The organism is Arthrobacter echini (genome assembly GCF_008107445.1).
Taxonomy (GTDB): domain Bacteria; phylum Actinomycetota; class Actinomycetes; order Actinomycetales; family Micrococcaceae; genus Arthrobacter_D; species Arthrobacter_D echini_A.
In genome coordinates this window covers 871,674-887,097 of sequence record NZ_VSLD01000001.1, presented here as the reverse complement: position 1 = coordinate 887,097, position 15,424 = coordinate 871,674, and the positions used below count along the sequence as shown (strand labels likewise).

Here is a 15,424-nt window from a genome sequence, read left to right as displayed (position 1 = left end):
GGCCGGGGCTCAGGAGGGCGGACCGGGGCGCGTGCCCCGGGGATGACGGGGCCCGCCGGTACCGGGGGGGTCGGCCAGTGCCGCCAGGATCGATGCGCCCTGGGCCGGGGAGAGGACGCCCCGCTCGAGCGCCCGCTCGGCGGTGGCCCGCGCCATACCGAGGTACGCCTGCCGCGTATCGGGGGCGTCGTGTCCGTCGAGGGCCTCACGGTGGGCAACGACGGTACCGGCGTCGCCCCGCGCCACCGGACCGGTCAGGGCGCCCTCGCCGGAGGCGAGCGCGTTCTCGAGGGAGGCCTTCATGAGCGGCCCCAGCATGCGGTCCGGGTGTTCCACGCCGAGATCGGCGAGCAGTTGCGCCGACTGGGCCGCGATGGTGACGAGGTGGTTCGAGGCGTGGGCCAGGGCCGCGTGGTACAGGGGCCTGGACTCCTCCTCGATCACCACCGGCTCGGCTCCCATCTCGACCACCAGCGCCTGGGCGATCGGCAGCACGGCGGACGGCGCGGTGACCCCGAACATGCTGTCGGGGAGACGACCGAGATCCAGACTCATCCCGGTGAAGGTCATGACGGGGTGGATGGCCAGCGGGATGGCACCGGCGGCGCGGGCCGGTCCGAGCACCCCGATGCCGTAGCGCCCGGAGGTGTGCACCACGAGTTGCCCCGCCTGCCAGGACCCCAGCCGCGCCAGCCCCTCCACCAGCTCCGGCAGGGCGTCGTCGGGGACGGTCAGGAGCACTAGTTCGGCGCGTTCGATGATGTCCGGGAGCTCGAGCACCGGCACCCCGGGCAGGAGGTTCTCGGCGCGCTCGAGACTCGCCGCGGAGACCGCGGAGACACCGATGACGGCGTGGCCCGCGGCTCTGAGGGCGGCACCCAGGACCGCGCCCACCCTGCCCGCCCCGATGATGCCCACGCCGAGCCGTCCGGGACGCCGGGTCGCATCACCGGGGGGCATCGGCGGGCCCTCCGACCGGCGGGGCCGGGACGTAGCTCGGCACCTCCGGCATGATCTCGCGCACGCCCGGCTGCGCCGGCCGCTCACCCGTGGCCGGCAGAGCGTCCGTGGTCGGCAGGGTGTCCGTTGCCGACAAGGTGCCCGTGGTCGGCACGGCGTCCGCCGGGAGTCCGGCTGGCATTGGAGCGGTTCCGGGCGCTGCCGGCTGCCGCACGACGAGGGGTTTCATCCACTGCTCGGGTGCACTGCGGCGTCGTGCCTCCGCAGCGCGGGCAGCCTGGCCGTGGAAGAGATCCCAGGCGGCGTCGGAGTCCGTCTGGTGCACCCGTGGGCTGACGGGCCCCGGTGTGGTCTGGAACTGCAGGGTGGAGACCCGGAAGCGCCGGTCCAGCGGCCCCTGCTCGATCGACAGGGACTGCGTGCGTTCGTGCGGTACGACGACGAGCTGGCGCCACAGCACCCCGGAGCGCATCAGGAGGGCCGTGGAGGTCACCGCGAAGCCGTTGCGCCGCCAGGCCAGGGGTGCGAGCCAGCGAGCCCTGCGCGGGGTGGTGACGAAACCCTCGTAGCCGTCCCGACCCGTCATCCCGGCGGAGAACAGCTCGACCGGGCGCTCCGTCCCGGGATCGGGCAGGACCAGGGCGAGGATCTGCAGCACCTCCTCGCGCGTGCCGACGGGTAGCAGGGTGGCACGGGCCTGGCCCTCGCTCGACGCCGCAGCACCGTAGCCGGCCACATTGACGCTCACGCGGTACCAGCCCTTGAGCCGCCATAGCGGCGACTGCACGATCGACAGCGCCTGCACCCGCCCGGGCGGCACGGTCTGCGCGCGCGTGTCGAGCAGGCCGTAGCGCATCCGGATGCCGTCGGGCGAGGTCGCGGCGCGGAAGTTGTAGCCCGTGCCCAGGGCCGACCAGTAGGCGCCGCCCACCCCGATGAGGATGGGGATGAAGGACGTGGCCACGATCGCCGTCCCGAGGACGACGCCGAGCACGAACACGGCGATGGCGGCCACGAGGAGCACCACCGTGGCGCCGGAGAGGACGGCCGCCCCGATGACGCGACCGGGCCGGAGTGCCACGACCTCGCGCTCGGGTGCCTCCACGATGTCCTCCGGGTGCTCCGGGTCGGTCTCAACGCCCGCCGCCCTGGCCAGGATGGTGGCGCGCAGCCTCGTGGCGTCGTCGAGCTTGAGGAACGCGAGCCGCACGGCCGACTCCCCGGCGTCCGCCACCTCGAACTTCAGCTCCGCGAGCCCGAAGATCCGGGCCAGGAGCGGCTGGACGATGTCGATCGCCTGGACCCTGTCCAGCCTCGCCTGCCGTTGCTGGCGGAAGATCACACCGGAGTGCACGCGTACGTGCTCGGCGGTGACCTGGTAGCGGGTGAAGTACCAGGCGACGAAGAAACCCGCGGCGATGAGCAGGACGACGCCGAGGACCACGCCGCCGGCGAGGAGCAGCCCGACGCCCTCGGGCAGCGGGCCGCGCGCCCTGGACCCGGCGTCGAAGAGACCCTCGAACCAGTCGCGGCCGACGAAGTAGAGGATGGCGACGAGGGCTATCCAGCCGCGAACCAGCGGGGAGATGAAGTGCACGCGCTGCCAGGGGACGCCGGCGTCCGGGTCCTTCGCCTCGACCGCACCGTGCAGCGGGAGACCCGGGTCCTCGCCGCCGGTTCCTGGGGCTGTCGTCACAGCCCGGCCAGCCTGGATTCTCCCCGCGCCGACAGCTGCTCACGCAACCTCGTACCCTCCTCGGTGGGGAGGCCCGGGATCAGGGCGTTCGTGGCCGGCGACGCGGTGTGGAGCTTGAGCGTGCAGATGCCGAAGGCCCGCTGGAGGGGCCCCACGGCGATGTCCACGTACTGCATGCGGCCGTACGGCACCACCATGGTGCGCTGGAAGAAGACGCCCTGGCGTACCAGGAGGTCGTCGTCGCGCTCGGCATAGCCGATGGCCGCGACCTGGCGCGGGAGCAGCAGTCCCCGCCAGACGGCGCTCACGAGGACGAGCGCGGGCAGTGCCCAGGCGACCCACTCCGGCGGGAAGGACTCCCAGACGCCGGTCAGGCGCAGGACCAGGGGTACGCTCGCGACGACGAGCCAGACCAGCGATCCCAGCAGCCAGCCGAGCAGCCTGACCCGCAGGTACTTGGGCGACACCCTGGACCACTCGAGCCCGGAGGGGTCGATCGGTTCGCTACGCATACTCCCCCTCCTCACGCTCCGCGGTTCCTGTGGCGTCGTGGTCGGGCGGGAGCCTGCAGAAGTTCTCGACGACCAGTCCCACCACAATCATGACCATGCCGCCCACCATCAGCGCAACCGAGCCCCAGAGCGGCGCGGTGCTGGAGCGCACGGCAAGGAGGGTCACCTGGTCCACGAAGATGCCCGCGTGCCAGCCCAGGCTCACTGCCCCGGCATAGGCGCAGGCCTGCGCCAGGACGAGCGTTCGGGTAGCCAGGATCGGATCGAGCGGGCGGTCCCGGCGGCCGTTCGTCCACCGCAGCACACGGCGGCCGAACACCAGGGTGATGCCGATGATCACAGCGGTGGTGACGAGGGAGGTCAGGGGCAGGGTGGGCGTGCCGTAGCCGTTGCGGGTGGTCAGCCAGTTGGCCAGCCAGCCCAGGAGCCCGGATACCAGTCCCACGATGGCAAGCCAGCGGAAGCGAAGGGAACTCACCGCGTCCTAGTCCTCCTCGAAGGGCACCAGGCCCAGAAGATCGGGGGCCTCGGCGGCCAGTTCACTGACCAGGCGCCCGTCGAGGCGTGCCCCGGGATCCATCCACGCCCAGGGCTGCAGGACGAAGGCCCGGGAGGCGGCCCGCGGGTGGGGAAGGGTGAGCGTCGGGTCGTCCGAGGTCAGGGAACCGTAGGTGATGATGTCGACGTCGAGCGTCCTCGGCCCCCAGCGGACGGACCGCGTGCGCTGGTACTTCTCCTCGACACCCTGGCAGTGCGCCAGCAGCTCGAGCGGGGCCAGGGACGTCTCCACCTCGAGAACCATGTTCAGGTAGTCGGGCTGCTCGGGTCCGCCCACCGGCCGGGTCCGCACAACGGGTGAGAGGGCGTGGAGGCGCACCTCGTGGTGGTCCGCGAGCTCCGCGACGGCACCGACCAGGGTGTCCCTGCTGGCCCCGAGGTTGCTGCCCAGGGCCAGCACGGACCGCACGGTCCCGCTCATGGCCGGCTCCTGCGCAGGGTCACGGCCACGTCGTCGAACGGGACCGCGATGGGCGCCTGGGGCTTGTGCACGGTGACGTCGACGGCGGCAACGGGGTACGTGCCGAGGACGGCGGTGGCGATGGTCTCCGCGAGGGCCTCGATCAGCTCGAACGGCTCCCCGCCGATGATGGCATGGACGTGGTCGGCCACCTCGCCGTAGTGGGCGGTCCGCGCGAGGTCGTCGCTGGTGCCGGCGGGCTGCAGGTCGAGGTGGAGCACGAGATCAACCACGAAAGGCTGGCCGTCGCGGCGCTCGTGGGCGAACACGCCGTGATGGCCCGTGGCCGTGATGCCCCGCAGGCTCACCGAGTCGAGCCTGCCCGACGGCGAGCCGGGCGTGCCGGTGGCTGCCCGGTCGCTCACCGCGGTCCCATGGCGGCCGCGACCTTCACGGCGTCGAGTGTGGCGGCGGGATCGTGGACCCGAACACCCCATGCGCCGGCGGTCGCGGCGAGGGTGGCGACGGCGAGGGAGGCGTGGTCGCGCTCCGCCGGGGCCGCCGTCTTCCCTGCACTGGTCAGCAGGGTGCCGAGGAAGCGTTTGCGGGAGGCACCGACGAGGAGTCGGTGCCCCAGACCCAGGAAGACGTCGAGGTTCCTGAGGATGGCCCAGTTGTGCTCGTCGGTCTTCGCGAAGCCGATCCCCGGATCGAGGATGATCCGGTCGGGATCGACCCCGGCCGCGACGAACCGGTCACGCAACGCGGTGAGCTCCGCGGCGACCTCCGCCACCACGTCCCCGTACCGGGCCAGGCCGTCCATGGTCGCTGCAGTGCCCCTGCGGTGCGTCAGCACGTACGGCACCCCGCGCTCGGCCACGAGTGCGGGCATGTCCGGGTCGTACTCCGCGCCGGAGACGTCGTTGACGATCCCGGCGCCGGCGTCGAGGGCCTGGCGCGCCGTCTCCGCATGCCGGGTGTCGATGCTGACGAGCGCACCGGCCTTCACGAGGGCCCGGACCACGGGCAGCACACGCGCCAGCTCCTCCTCGACCGGCACCTCCCGGGCCTGGGGGCGCGTCGATTCGCCGCCGACGTCGATGATGTCGGCCCCACCGTAGAACAGGCGCAGGCCGTGGGCGACGGCGTCGTCGGTGGTGGCGTAGCTGCCGCCGTCGCTGAAGGAGTCCGGCGTGACGTTGAGGATCCCGAGTACCAGGGCGCGGTCCGTGGGCAGATCCGCGGCTGTCTTGGCGGCACGGACAGCCCGGATGACCGGCAGCGGCGAGGTCGCCGGCCCGGTACCGGGTGCTGCGGCGAGAGAATCCATGTGCGGTGTGTCCTATCTTCCGAGGATGAGGCTCATGGCCTCGGCGCGGGTCGCGGTGTCGCGGATCTGGCCGCGGACGGCGGAGGTGACGGTCTTCGCGCCGGGCTTGCGGACCCCGCGCATGGACATGCACAGGTGTTCACACTCCACGACGACGATCGCTCCCTTGGGCGTGAGATGTTCCATCATCGCATCGACGATCTGCGTGGTGAGCCGTTCCTGGACCTGCGGGCGCCGGGCGAACACCTCGACGAGCCGCGCGAGCTTGCTCAGCCCCGTGACGCGACCCTCCTCCGACGGGATGTAGCCGAGATGTGCCGTGCCGTGGAAGGGCACGAGATGGTGCTCGCAGGTGGAGTAGAACGGGATGTCCTTGACCAGGACGAGCTCCTGGTGGTTCAGATCGAACGAGGTCGCCAGGACCTCGCCGGCGTCCTGGTGGAGGCCGGCGAAGATCTCGGCGTAGGCCTTCGCCACGCGTGTGGGGGTCTCGAGCAGCCCGTCGCGGTCGGGATCCTCGCCGATGGCAACGAGGATCTCCCTGACCGCCCGGCGGATGCGCGCCTGGTCCACCGGCTGGGCGACGGCCTGCAGATCTGCATCCATCGTGTCGTCGTCGAACGCTGTCACGGGTGTCCTTCCTTCATGGAACGCTGCCGGGCACCCACCCTGGGGTCGAGCGCTAGCTGTCCGGGCGCTGGGCGCTGTTGTCCGATCCGGTGGACGGCAGGTCCGAGTCGTGCACGTCGAAGTCGCCGGGGATGTTGGCGGCGGCGAGCTGGTCCTGTGGCGCCACTGTACCCGGTGCGGGCTGGCCGCTCTCGAGCGCCTCGGCCCGCTCCTTGCGGGAGGTGACCGGCGGGAGGGAGTGCACGGGGCGGGTCCCCTTGGACAGCCACACCTCGCGCAGGCTCCGCTTGCGCACGTCGGAGAAGACCTCGGCGATCTCCGCCTGGTTGAGGGTCTCGCGTTCCAGCAGCTCGAGCGCGAGGCGGTCGAGGACGTCGCGGTTCTCCGTGAGGATCTGGTACGCCTCGTCGTGCGCGTTGTCGATCAGGCGACGCACTTCCTCGTCCACCACGAGGGCTATCTGGTCCGAGTAGTCGCGGTCGCTGCCCATGTCGCGGCCGAGGAAGGGCTCGCCCGCTCCCTGCCCCAGCTTCACCGCGCCGATGCGCTCGCTCATGCCGTACTGCGTGACCATCTTGCGCGCGGTGCCCGTGGCCTTCTCGATGTCGTTCGAGGCACCCGTGGAGGGGTCGTGGAACACGATCTCCTCCGCCACCCGACCGCCCATGGCGTAGGCGAGCTGGTCGAGCAGTTCGTTCCTGCTCACGGAGTACCTGTCGTCGCTGGGCATGACCATGGTGTAGCCGAGGGCACGTCCGCGCGGCAGGATGGTCACCTTGGTCACCGGGTCGGTGTTGCGCAGCGCCGCCGCCACCAGCGCGTGGCCGCCCTCGTGGTAGGCGGTGATCTTGCGCTCGAGTTCCTTCATCACGCGGGATCGCTTCTGCGGCCCGGCGATCACGCGGTCGATCGCCTCGTCGAGGGCGCGGTCGTCGATCAGCTGTGCGTTGGAACGCGCCGTGAGCAGGGCGCCCTCGTTCAGGACGTTCGCGAGATCGGCTCCGGTGAAGCCCGGCGTCTTCTTGGCCACGGCCTTCAGGTCCACACCGGACGCCATCGGCTTGCCCTTGGCATGCACCGAGAGGATCTGGGCGCGGCCCCTCATGTCGGGGGCCTCGACGCCGATCTGGCGGTCGAACCGCCCGGGGCGCAGCAACGCCGGGTCGAGCACATCCGGGCGGTTGGTCGCCGCGATGAGGATCACGTTGGTGGTGGCGTCGAAGCCGTCCATCTCCACCAGGAGCTGGTTCAGTGTCTGCTCGCGCTCGTCGTTGCCACCGCCCACCCCCGCGCCGCGGTGGCGTCCGACGGCGTCGATCTCATCCACGAAGATGATGGCCGGTGAGTTGTTCTTGGCCTGCTCGAAAAGATCCCTGACGCGGGAGGCGCCCACGCCGACGAACATCTCCACGAAGTCGGAGCCGGAGATGGAGTAGAAGGGAACTCCGGCCTCCCCGGCCACGGCACGGGCGAGAAGTGTCTTGCCCGTACCGGGCGGGCCGTACAGAAGCACACCCTTGGGGATCTTGGCGCCGAGGGCCTGGAACTTGGCGGGCTCCTGCAGGAACTCCTTGATCTCGAGGAGTTCCTCGACCGCCTCGTCCGATCCGGCCACATCGCTGAAGGTCACCTGTGGCATATCCTTCGAGATCAGCTTCGCCTTGGACTTGCCGAACTGCATGACCTTCGAGCCGCCGCCCTGCATGCGGCTGAGCAGGAACCAGAAGATGACACCGAGGATCAGGATGGGAAAGATCAGGCCGGCGAGGCTCAGGAACCAGTTGCTCTCCGCGGGCTGGTCGGTGAAGCCGTCCGCCCCGGAGGTGTTGATGGCGTCCACGACGCCCTCGGCGCGAGCGGTGCTGTAGAAGAACTGGACGCTCTTGCCCAGATCCTCGTAGTCCTCGCGCAGCGTCAGATCCACGCGCTGTTCGCCGTCGTAGATCTTCGCCTGCGCCACCTGACCATCTTCGAGGAGACGGAGCCCCACATTGGTGTCCACGCGGGAGCTACCCGATCCGAAGAGTGTCGGCAGGACCAGCAGCAGAGCCACGACCGCGAGGACGATCCAGAAGATCGGCCCCTTGAAGATGTTCTTGAATTTCATTCGTCTCAGGGCAGCAAGCCCTGTCCCTCCTGCTGGTGCAAGTAAAAATGTGCGGGCGCGCAGCCGGAGCCGCCCGGTCGGCTTTCCAAGATATACACCGTCCGTGCTGCACCACGCATGGCTGACGCCAATAGTTCCCTCTGGGCGTACTGCCGGCGGGCGGTGAGGACCTACTCGTAGATGTGCGGGGCCAGCGTGCCGATGAAATCGAGATTGCGGTACTTCTCGGCGAAATCGAGTCCGTAGCCCACCACGAATTCGCTCGGGATCTCGTAGCCGACGTACTTGACGTCGATCTCCACCTTCGCGGCGTCGGGCTTGCGCAGCAGTGTGCAGATCTCCACGGAGGCCGGCCCGCGCGAGAGGAGATTGGCCTTCAGCCAGGAGAGCGTGAGCCCGGAGTCGATGATGTCCTCGGCGATCAGGACGTGCTTGCCCATGAGGTCGGTCTCCAGATCCTTCAGGATCCTGACCACGCCGGAGGACTGTGTCCCGGATCCGTAGGACGAGACCGCCATCCAGTCCATGGTGACATGCGAGTGCAGTGCGCGGGCCAGATCGGCCATCACCATCACCGCGCCCTTGAGCACACCCACCAGGAGGATGTCCCGGCCCTGGTAATCGGCGTCGATCTGCGCCGCGAGTTCGGTGATCCGCTGCTGGATCTCTTCCCTGGTGTAGAGGACGTGCTTGAGATCTGACCGGACGTCGTTGGAATCCACCGATTACTCCTGGGTTGGACGGCGCGACTTCTTCACGCCGGCACCGTTGTTGCCAAGGACAAGATTGCCATAGCCTGGTTCTCCGCGGAGAACCGACCGCCCCCGGACCTGGCGGTTGACGCTCACCCCGCCCCCGAGCTGCACGGGCCCGGCGGACCCCTTCCGCTCCAGCAGCGACTCCGCCGCACGGAGCCGTTCGGCGCTCGGCTGGAAGGCGCCGAGCTCGAGGGCCGCCAGGGCCAGCACCCGCTGACGCAATGCCGCCGGGAGGGCGCGCAGACCGTCCTCCGGGAGCAGCACCTCGCCGTCGTCGCCCTCGATCCGCATCCCGGTGTACGCCCGGTGGCTGAGCTCGGAGAGGTGATCGGCGTCCTGCCCGAGGATCCGCGCCGAGCGTGCCAGCGCCTGCGCTATGCCGGGACCGAGCCGGTCCTCGAGGAACGGCAGTACTTCGGCGCGGACCCGTGACCGGGCGAACGCCGGATCGAGATTGGTGGGGTCGTGCCAGGGCTCGAGGCCGTAGAAGCCGCAGATGGCCTCGGTGTCGGCACGCCGCAGCTCGAGGAAGGGACGGACGTAGAGACCGCGGCGTGCCGGCATGCCCGCGAGGGACCGCGTGCCCGAACCCCTGGCAAGGCCCAGCAGCACCTGCTCCGCCTGGTCGTCGAGCGTGTGGCCGAGCAGGACCGCCGAGGCCCCCAGCGTGACCGCGGCGTCGTCGAGCGCTGCGTAGCGCGCACTGCGGGCGGCGGCCTCCGGCCCCATGCCCTCGCGCCGGACCTCGACCCGGTACACGTGCACGGGATCCAGGCCCAGCGTCCGTGCTGCGCCGGCGGCACGTTCGGCGATCGCGTGGCTGTCGGGCTGCAACCCGTGGTCGACGACGACGGCCCCGACCCGGGCGCGCCCGGTGTGGACAAGATGAGCGGCGACGGCGGCGAGCGCCAGCGAGTCTGTTCCGCCGCTGCAGGCGACGAGTACGAGCGGCAGCCCGGCGGAGCCGTCCGCGACCGACCCGGTGAGGATTCCCTCGAGACTCGCACCGAGCAGATTGCGCGCGGTCCCCACCGCGGGCAGCAGCCGGGGGCGTCTAGCCATGGCGCCGCAGGCTCATCCTGTCGATCCACTCGTCGGGGGCATGGATCTCCTGCTCGGTGGGCAGGTACGCGGCCGATTCCCAGACGGCGTTGAAGCCGTCCATGCCGGTCTGGCTGACCACGCGGCGGACGAATCTGGAGCCGTCGCTGTACTGGCGCATCTTGGCGTCCAGTCCCATGAGCTGCCGGATGAGCTTCTCGAGGGGCCCGCGGGAGGTGCCGCGGGCGTTGAAGCGCCGGCGGATGGTCTTGACGGAGGGGACGATGCTCCCGTCCACGCCGTCCATCACCACGTTCGCGTGGCCCTCGAGCAGACTCATGACGGCGGTCAAATGCGAGAGCCTGGCCTTGTCCTCGGGCCCCTGGAGCATCGACAGCACACCGCCGTCGCGGGGCCCCTCCCGGGTCTCGACCGCTGCGTCACGGGAGCGCGGAGCCGCCGACGCCAGATTCTTGACCGCGGCTCCGAGGCGCTCGGAGAGCGAGTCGGCCTTGTCCATCAGACCGGAGGTCAGCTCTCCGATGTGACTCGTCATGTGATCCCGCAGCCAGGGCGCGGCGGCGAACTGCACGCGGTGGGTCTGTTCGTGGAGGCACACCCAGAGCCGGAAGTCCGAGGGGTCCACGTTCAGTTCGCGCTCCACGGCGATCATGTTGGGGGCGACGAGCATGAGCCTGCCGCCCTGGCCGTGCCGAGAGGGGACGAACGGATCGTACTGTCCCAGCACCTTGCTGGAGAGGAAGGCGAGGATGGTGCCGAGCTGCACACCGGTGAGGGTTCCGCCCAGGGCCAGCGACGCGGAGCGCATCACCTCGGGCCGCGAGGCAGCGAGCTGGTCCAGAGCGGGCTCGAGGAGCGTCCGGAAGCTGTGGGCGTTGGCCCTCGACCAGGAGGCGCGGTCGATGACCAGGAGCTCGGAGTCGCGGAGGTCCCGCGCGGCGTCGAGCCGCGAGATGGCGTGGACGTGGGCCACGGAGTCGTCGGCCAGCCGGCGGATGTTCTCCACGGCCCGGGCTATCTCGGCCGGCTTCATCGTCGGTCCGGCCGGGGTCAGGGACGCCGCCGTGGAGGCAGCGATCTCCCAGTTGACCAGCTGCGGGCGGGGTGGTGCTGACTCGTTCCGGGACATGCGCCTATTCGATCACATCCCGCGGACACACTGCTTCCACCGGGAGCCTCCGGCCGGTGGGAGCCGCTACCGGGAGCGTTCGGCCGGTGGGAGGCGCTACCGGCAGCCGCACGAGGCCAGGATCGCCGCGGCGCCGTCGGCCGCGGCCCGTGCCTGGGCCGTGTTGCCGTCGAGCCCCGCGGCGAGGAAGGAGAACACGAGCAGCCGGCCGTCGACCGTCACCACGTGCCCCGAGAGCGCCGTGACGGCGTTGAGCGTGCCGGTCTTGGCCCGTACCACTCCGGCACCCGCTGCGGAGCGGCCGTCCTCGGGGGCGAACCGCCCGGACAGGGTTCCTGTGGCCCCGGCGACGGGCAGCGAGCGGGCCACGGCCACGAGGCCGGGCACATCCGATGTGGTCGTGGCGCGGAGCAGCACGGCCAGCTGGATGGGGGAGACGGCGTTGCGGACCGACAGTCCCGCCGCGTCCCCGAGGACCAGTCCCTCGCCCGGTACGCCGAGGCGCTCGGCGGCGGCGGCGAGGGTCCGGGTGGCGCCGTCGGACGACGCGGGCCGGCCGCTCCCGAGCGCGGCGCTGCGCGCCAGGGCCTCGGCCAGGTAGTTGTCGGAGACCTCCAGCATGCGGTGCACCTGGTCCTCCAGCGGTGCCGACTCCACCGCGGCGACGGACCGGGCGTCACCGGGCACACTCGCCCGTTCCACGCCGGCACCGACGGTGATGCCGCGTTCGGCCGCCGCTGTGGAGAGTGCCGCGGCGAACGTGCGTGCGGCGTCGAGGGCCGCGTCCTGCGAGCGCGGCCCGCTGGTCCGCCCCTCCCCCAGCCATGCGGAGTTGACGGCGAGGGCATGCACCGGCGCGATCTGCCCCGCGTCGATGTCTCCCCGGGCCCAGGTGGGGTTCAGTGCGGGGCCGGTGAACAGGCTGTCGTCGAGGTACACGGTGTACGGCCCGGCTCCGGGGTCGAGGGTGGCCGCCGTCTCGGCCGCGAGGGTACCCAGCCCGGCATGCCCCACGACGGCGTCGGGGTCGGAGAGCCCGGCACCGAGGAGGACGTCGCCGCCGCCGTGCAGATAGAGGGCTCCGGGCCGGGCGGCGGAGGACCGGACCGACGTCGTGAGGCGCTCCCCGGGCCCGGCGTAGGTCATGGCGGCGACGGCCGTGAACAGTTTGATGTTCGAGGCGGGCGCCTGCAGGCGGGCCTCGTCCCGGGTGAAGAGGACGGTGCCGTCGCTCGAATCGACGACGGTCCCGGCGAAGCTCCCCGGGCCCTGGAACCGGAGGGCGGCTTCCAGCAAGGGGCCGAGCACCGCCGGGTCGGGAGCGGGCGCGGACGGGGACAGCGTCGCCAGGACGTCCGGCAGCGGGACCGTGGACGGCAGGACCTGCTGCGTCGGAGTCACGGCCGACGGCTCCGCCGGCCCGCGCGACGACGGCTCGAGGACCGCCCGGACTCCGACCACCAGGACCAGGACCGCCAGGAGACCCGTCAGCAGGCGGAGCAGGCGCGTCATCTGTGTCCTTCCACGTCGCGAGGCCGATCAGGGCCGGCTCGGCGGCCGGATGCCCCGGTAGGGGCGGGCGACCGATATGTTGGGAACCGACGAGTACACAGTAGACCGGCAGGGCGCGGCCGCGGCCCAGCACCGACCCATTCCCAGGAGTTGCCATGAAGCTCGACGTCACCATCGAGATCCCCAAGGGTTCGCGCGTGAAGTACGAGATCGACCACGAGACACACCGACTGCGCCTCGACCGTGTCCTGTTCACCTCCATGCAGTACCCCACGCACTACGGCTACTTCGAGAACACGCTCGGCGAGGACGGCGATCCGCTGGATGCGCTCGTCATGCTGCAGGACTTCGATCTGATCCCGGGGGTCCTGGTGGAGTCCCGGCCCATCGGTGTCTTCAACATGACCGACGACGGCGGCGGGGACGCGAAGATCCTCTGCGTTCCGGTCGATCCCCGGTTCGAGCACATCCAGGAGCTCTCCGACGTCCCCGATTTCCTGCTCGACGAGATCAAGCACTTCTTCGAGCGGTACAAGGACCTCGAGCCCGGCAAGTGGGTGGAGGCCGCCGACTGGGCCGGCCGCGCGGAGGCCGAGGCGGAGGTCGAGGCCTCGCTCGAGCGCTTCCGGGCGCTCGGTGAGGGCAGCGCGGAGGACCAGCCGCAGGGCCGCGACATCGACGTCGAGGCGAAGAACGCCACCGACTCCCCCGAGGGCCACTGACCCGGAGACCGGGCCGTTCCTGCACCCGGACGTCCTGATGCCATGCACTTCGTCCTGACCATCAACCAGCGCGACTCCCGCGAGGTGGGGGATCTCGTCGACGAGCTCCTGGCAACGCTGCGGTACCTCCCCACGCTGGTCCCGTTCCAGCGGTCGGTTGGCGACGAGGTGCAGGGGGTGGTGGACACCGCGACGACGGCGGTGGACGCGGCGCTACGTGCCCTGCGGTTCCGCCGGTGGTACGTGGGGATCGGCGTCGGGGGGCTCACCCCGCCGGTACCCGAACGGATCGCGCACGCACAGGGGTACGGGCTCGTCCTCGCCCGGAGAGCCGTGGACCGCGCACGGAGGACCGGGGAACGGATTCCGCTCGCCGTCGAGGGCCCCGACGCGGAGATCGCGGCGGAGGCCGAGGCCGTACTGCGCCTCCTCGGGCGGATCGTCCACACCCGCACGGATGCGGAGTGGGCCGTCCTGGATCTGCTGACCCCGGGGGCCCGGGGTCAGCAGAAGTACGTGGCCGAGGAGCTCGGGGTCACCGCCCAGGCCGTGAGCCGCGCCGTCGTCCGCTCCCACTGGACCGAGGAGTGGGCCACGCGCCCGGCCGCGGCCCGCCTGCTGGATCTCGCCCACGGACCCGCGACGCTCCCGGTCGACGCCTAGATGACGCCCAGTGCGAGCATGGCGTCGGCCACCTTCAGGAAGCCGGCGATGTTCGCGCCGATCACGTAGTTCCCGGGCGCCCCGTACTCCTCGGCCGTCGCCGCACAGCGCTCGTGGATGCCCACCATGATTTCCTCGAGGCGCCGTTCCGTGTGGTCGAAGGTCCACGCGTCGCGGCTGGCGTTCTGCTGCATCTCCAGCGCGGAGGTCGCCACGCCCCCCGCGTTGGCCGCCTTGCCCGGGCCGAAGAGGATCCCGGCCTCGTGGAAGAGCGACACCGCGGCGCGCGTCGTCGGCATGTTCGCCCCCTCGGCGACGGCCACCACCCCGGACTCGACCAACCGCTTGGCCGCCGCTTCGTCCAGTTCGTTCTGCGTGGCGCACGGCAGCGCGACCGTGGCGGGCACGTCCCAGACGGAGCCGCTGTCCACGAAGACGGCGCCGCGCCGCTCGGCGTACTCGCTGACCCTGCCGCGTTCGGTCTCCTTGATCTGCTTCAGCAGCTCGGTGTCGATGCCGCGCTCGTCCACCACGTACCCGGACGAGTCCGAGCAGGTGAGCACCGTGGCTCCGAGTGCCTGTGCCTTCTCGATCGCGTACATGGCCACGTTGCCGGAGCCCGAGACGAGGACGCGCTGCCCGTCGAGGCTCTGGTTCCGCGTGGCGAGCATCTCGTTCGCGAAGAGGACGGTGCCGAAGCCGGTGGCCTCGGGGCGGACCAGGGAGCCGCCCCAGCCCATGCCCTTGCCGGTGAGGACGCCGGACTCGTACCGGTTGGTGATGCGCTTGTACTGGCCGAAGAGATAACCGATCTCGCGCGTACCGACGCCCATGTCACCGGCCGGAACATCCGTGTACTCGCCCAGGTGCCGGTACAGCTCCGTCATGAAGGACTGGCAGAAGCGCATCACCTCGCCCTCGCTGCGCCCGCGAGGATCGAAGTCAGAGCCACCCTTGCCGCCCCCGATCGGCATGCCGGTCAGCGCGTTCTTGAAGATCTGCTCGAAGCCGAGAAACTTGACGATCCCCAGATTCACCGACGGGTGGAACCGGAGACCGCCCTTGAAAGGGCCGAGCGCGGAGTTGAACTCGACGCGGAAGCCCCTGTTGATGCGCACCTGCCCGGTGTCGTCCACCCATGGCACGCGGAAGATGATCTGCCGCTCCGGCTCGCAGAGCCGCTCCAGGATCGCCGCCGCCTCGAACTTCGCGTGCTTCTTCAGGACGGGGGCGAGCGACGCGAAGACCTCGTCGACAGCCTGGTGGAATTCTGCCTCACCGGGGTTCCGGCGGAGGACTTCCGCTTTGATGGAGTCGAGCTCGACTGTCATGGCGCCTTTCGGGTATCTGCTGCTCGGACGGTACCGCCCTGGGAAGAGTACGTC

16 protein-coding genes are annotated in these 15,424 nt (G+C 70.7%); 2 read left to right on the top strand and 14 right to left on the bottom strand.

Features of this window, described 5'->3' with window-relative positions:
* Nucleotides 1–9: 9 nt before the first annotated feature.
* From FQ377_RS04245 to dacB, 13 genes are all read right to left on the bottom strand, one after another.
* A complete protein-coding gene (locus FQ377_RS04245) occupies nt 10–960 on the bottom strand; it encodes a Rossmann-like and DUF2520 domain-containing protein (RefSeq protein WP_148599940.1) in 951 nt (316 codons plus the stop codon).
* On the bottom strand, nt 947–2,656 hold the full coding sequence (locus FQ377_RS04240; RefSeq protein WP_148599939.1) for a PH domain-containing protein: 1,710 nt from the start codon (nt 2,654–2,656) through the stop codon (nt 947–949). The genes FQ377_RS04245 and FQ377_RS04240 overlap by 14 nt, the downstream gene beginning before the upstream one ends.
* A complete protein-coding gene (locus tag FQ377_RS04235) occupies nt 2,653–3,168 on the bottom strand; it encodes a PH domain-containing protein (RefSeq protein ID WP_148599938.1) in 516 nt (171 codons plus the stop codon). The genes FQ377_RS04240 and FQ377_RS04235 overlap by 4 nt, the downstream gene beginning before the upstream one ends.
* Entirely contained in the window at nt 3,161–3,646 is a 486-nt protein-coding gene (locus FQ377_RS04230) for a DUF3180 domain-containing protein (RefSeq protein WP_148599937.1), read from the bottom strand. The genes FQ377_RS04235 and FQ377_RS04230 overlap by 8 nt, the downstream gene beginning before the upstream one ends.
* Before the next feature lie 6 nt (nt 3,647–3,652).
* Nucleotides 3,653–4,147 carry a 2-amino-4-hydroxy-6-hydroxymethyldihydropteridine diphosphokinase gene (gene folK / locus FQ377_RS04225; protein ID WP_148599936.1) on the bottom strand — a complete coding sequence of 165 codons (495 nt, stop codon included), beginning with the start codon at nt 4,145–4,147 and terminating at the stop codon, nt 3,653–3,655.
* A complete protein-coding gene (gene folB, locus FQ377_RS04220; protein ID WP_262364251.1) occupies nt 4,144–4,551 on the bottom strand; it encodes a dihydroneopterin aldolase in 408 nt (135 codons plus the stop codon). The genes folK and folB overlap by 4 nt, the downstream gene beginning before the upstream one ends.
* On the bottom strand, nt 4,548–5,456 hold the full coding sequence (gene folP, locus FQ377_RS04215) for a dihydropteroate synthase (protein ID WP_148599934.1): 909 nt from the start codon (nt 5,454–5,456) through the stop codon (nt 4,548–4,550). The genes folB and folP overlap by 4 nt, the downstream gene beginning before the upstream one ends.
* Before the next feature lie 12 nt (nt 5,457–5,468).
* Entirely contained in the window at nt 5,469–6,086 is a 618-nt protein-coding gene (gene folE / locus FQ377_RS04210; protein WP_395858459.1) for a GTP cyclohydrolase I FolE, read from the bottom strand.
* A gap of 52 nt (nt 6,087–6,138) precedes the next feature.
* Complete coding sequence (gene ftsH, locus FQ377_RS04205; protein ID WP_148599933.1) at nt 6,139–8,193, bottom strand: ATP-dependent zinc metalloprotease FtsH; 2,055 nt, start codon at nt 8,191–8,193, stop codon at nt 6,139–6,141.
* 170 nt (nt 8,194–8,363) lie between these two features.
* Nucleotides 8,364–8,915, bottom strand: a complete 552-nt coding sequence (gene hpt, locus FQ377_RS04200; protein WP_148599932.1) for a hypoxanthine phosphoribosyltransferase — start codon at nt 8,913–8,915, stop codon at nt 8,364–8,366.
* Between the two features lie 3 nt (nt 8,916–8,918).
* A complete protein-coding gene (gene tilS / locus FQ377_RS04195) occupies nt 8,919–10,013 on the bottom strand; it encodes a tRNA lysidine(34) synthetase TilS (RefSeq protein WP_148599931.1) in 1,095 nt (364 codons plus the stop codon).
* The gene (locus FQ377_RS04190) at nt 10,006–11,142 is read right to left on the bottom strand and encodes a zinc-dependent metalloprotease (RefSeq protein WP_148599930.1); all 1,137 of its coding nucleotides are present in this window, start codon (nt 11,140–11,142) and stop codon (nt 10,006–10,008) included. The genes tilS and FQ377_RS04190 overlap by 8 nt, the downstream gene beginning before the upstream one ends.
* A 96-nt stretch (nt 11,143–11,238) precedes the next feature.
* Nucleotides 11,239–12,654: a D-alanyl-D-alanine carboxypeptidase/D-alanyl-D-alanine endopeptidase gene (gene dacB / locus FQ377_RS04185; RefSeq protein WP_148599929.1), complete on the bottom strand. Its 1,416-nt coding sequence runs from the start codon at nt 12,652–12,654 to the stop codon at nt 11,239–11,241.
* Nucleotides 12,655–12,809: 155 nt separating this feature from the next.
* On the opposite strand from dacB, the gene FQ377_RS04180 reads away from it, so the two are divergent.
* Together FQ377_RS04180 and FQ377_RS04175 are read left to right on the top strand one after the other, a co-directional pair.
* Nucleotides 12,810–13,376, top strand: a complete 567-nt coding sequence (locus tag FQ377_RS04180; protein ID WP_148599928.1) for an inorganic diphosphatase — start codon at nt 12,810–12,812, stop codon at nt 13,374–13,376.
* Nucleotides 13,377–13,418: 42 nt separating this feature from the next.
* The gene (locus tag FQ377_RS04175) at nt 13,419–14,039 is read left to right on the top strand and encodes a hypothetical protein (protein WP_148599927.1); all 621 of its coding nucleotides are present in this window, start codon (nt 13,419–13,421) and stop codon (nt 14,037–14,039) included.
* Here FQ377_RS04175 and gdhA read toward each other — a convergent pair.
* The gene (gdhA, locus tag FQ377_RS04170; protein ID WP_148599926.1) at nt 14,036–15,370 is read right to left on the bottom strand and encodes an NADP-specific glutamate dehydrogenase; all 1,335 of its coding nucleotides are present in this window, start codon (nt 15,368–15,370) and stop codon (nt 14,036–14,038) included. The two genes, FQ377_RS04175 and gdhA, sit on opposite strands and share 4 nt — an antisense overlap.
* Nucleotides 15,371–15,424: the final 54 nt, after the last annotated feature.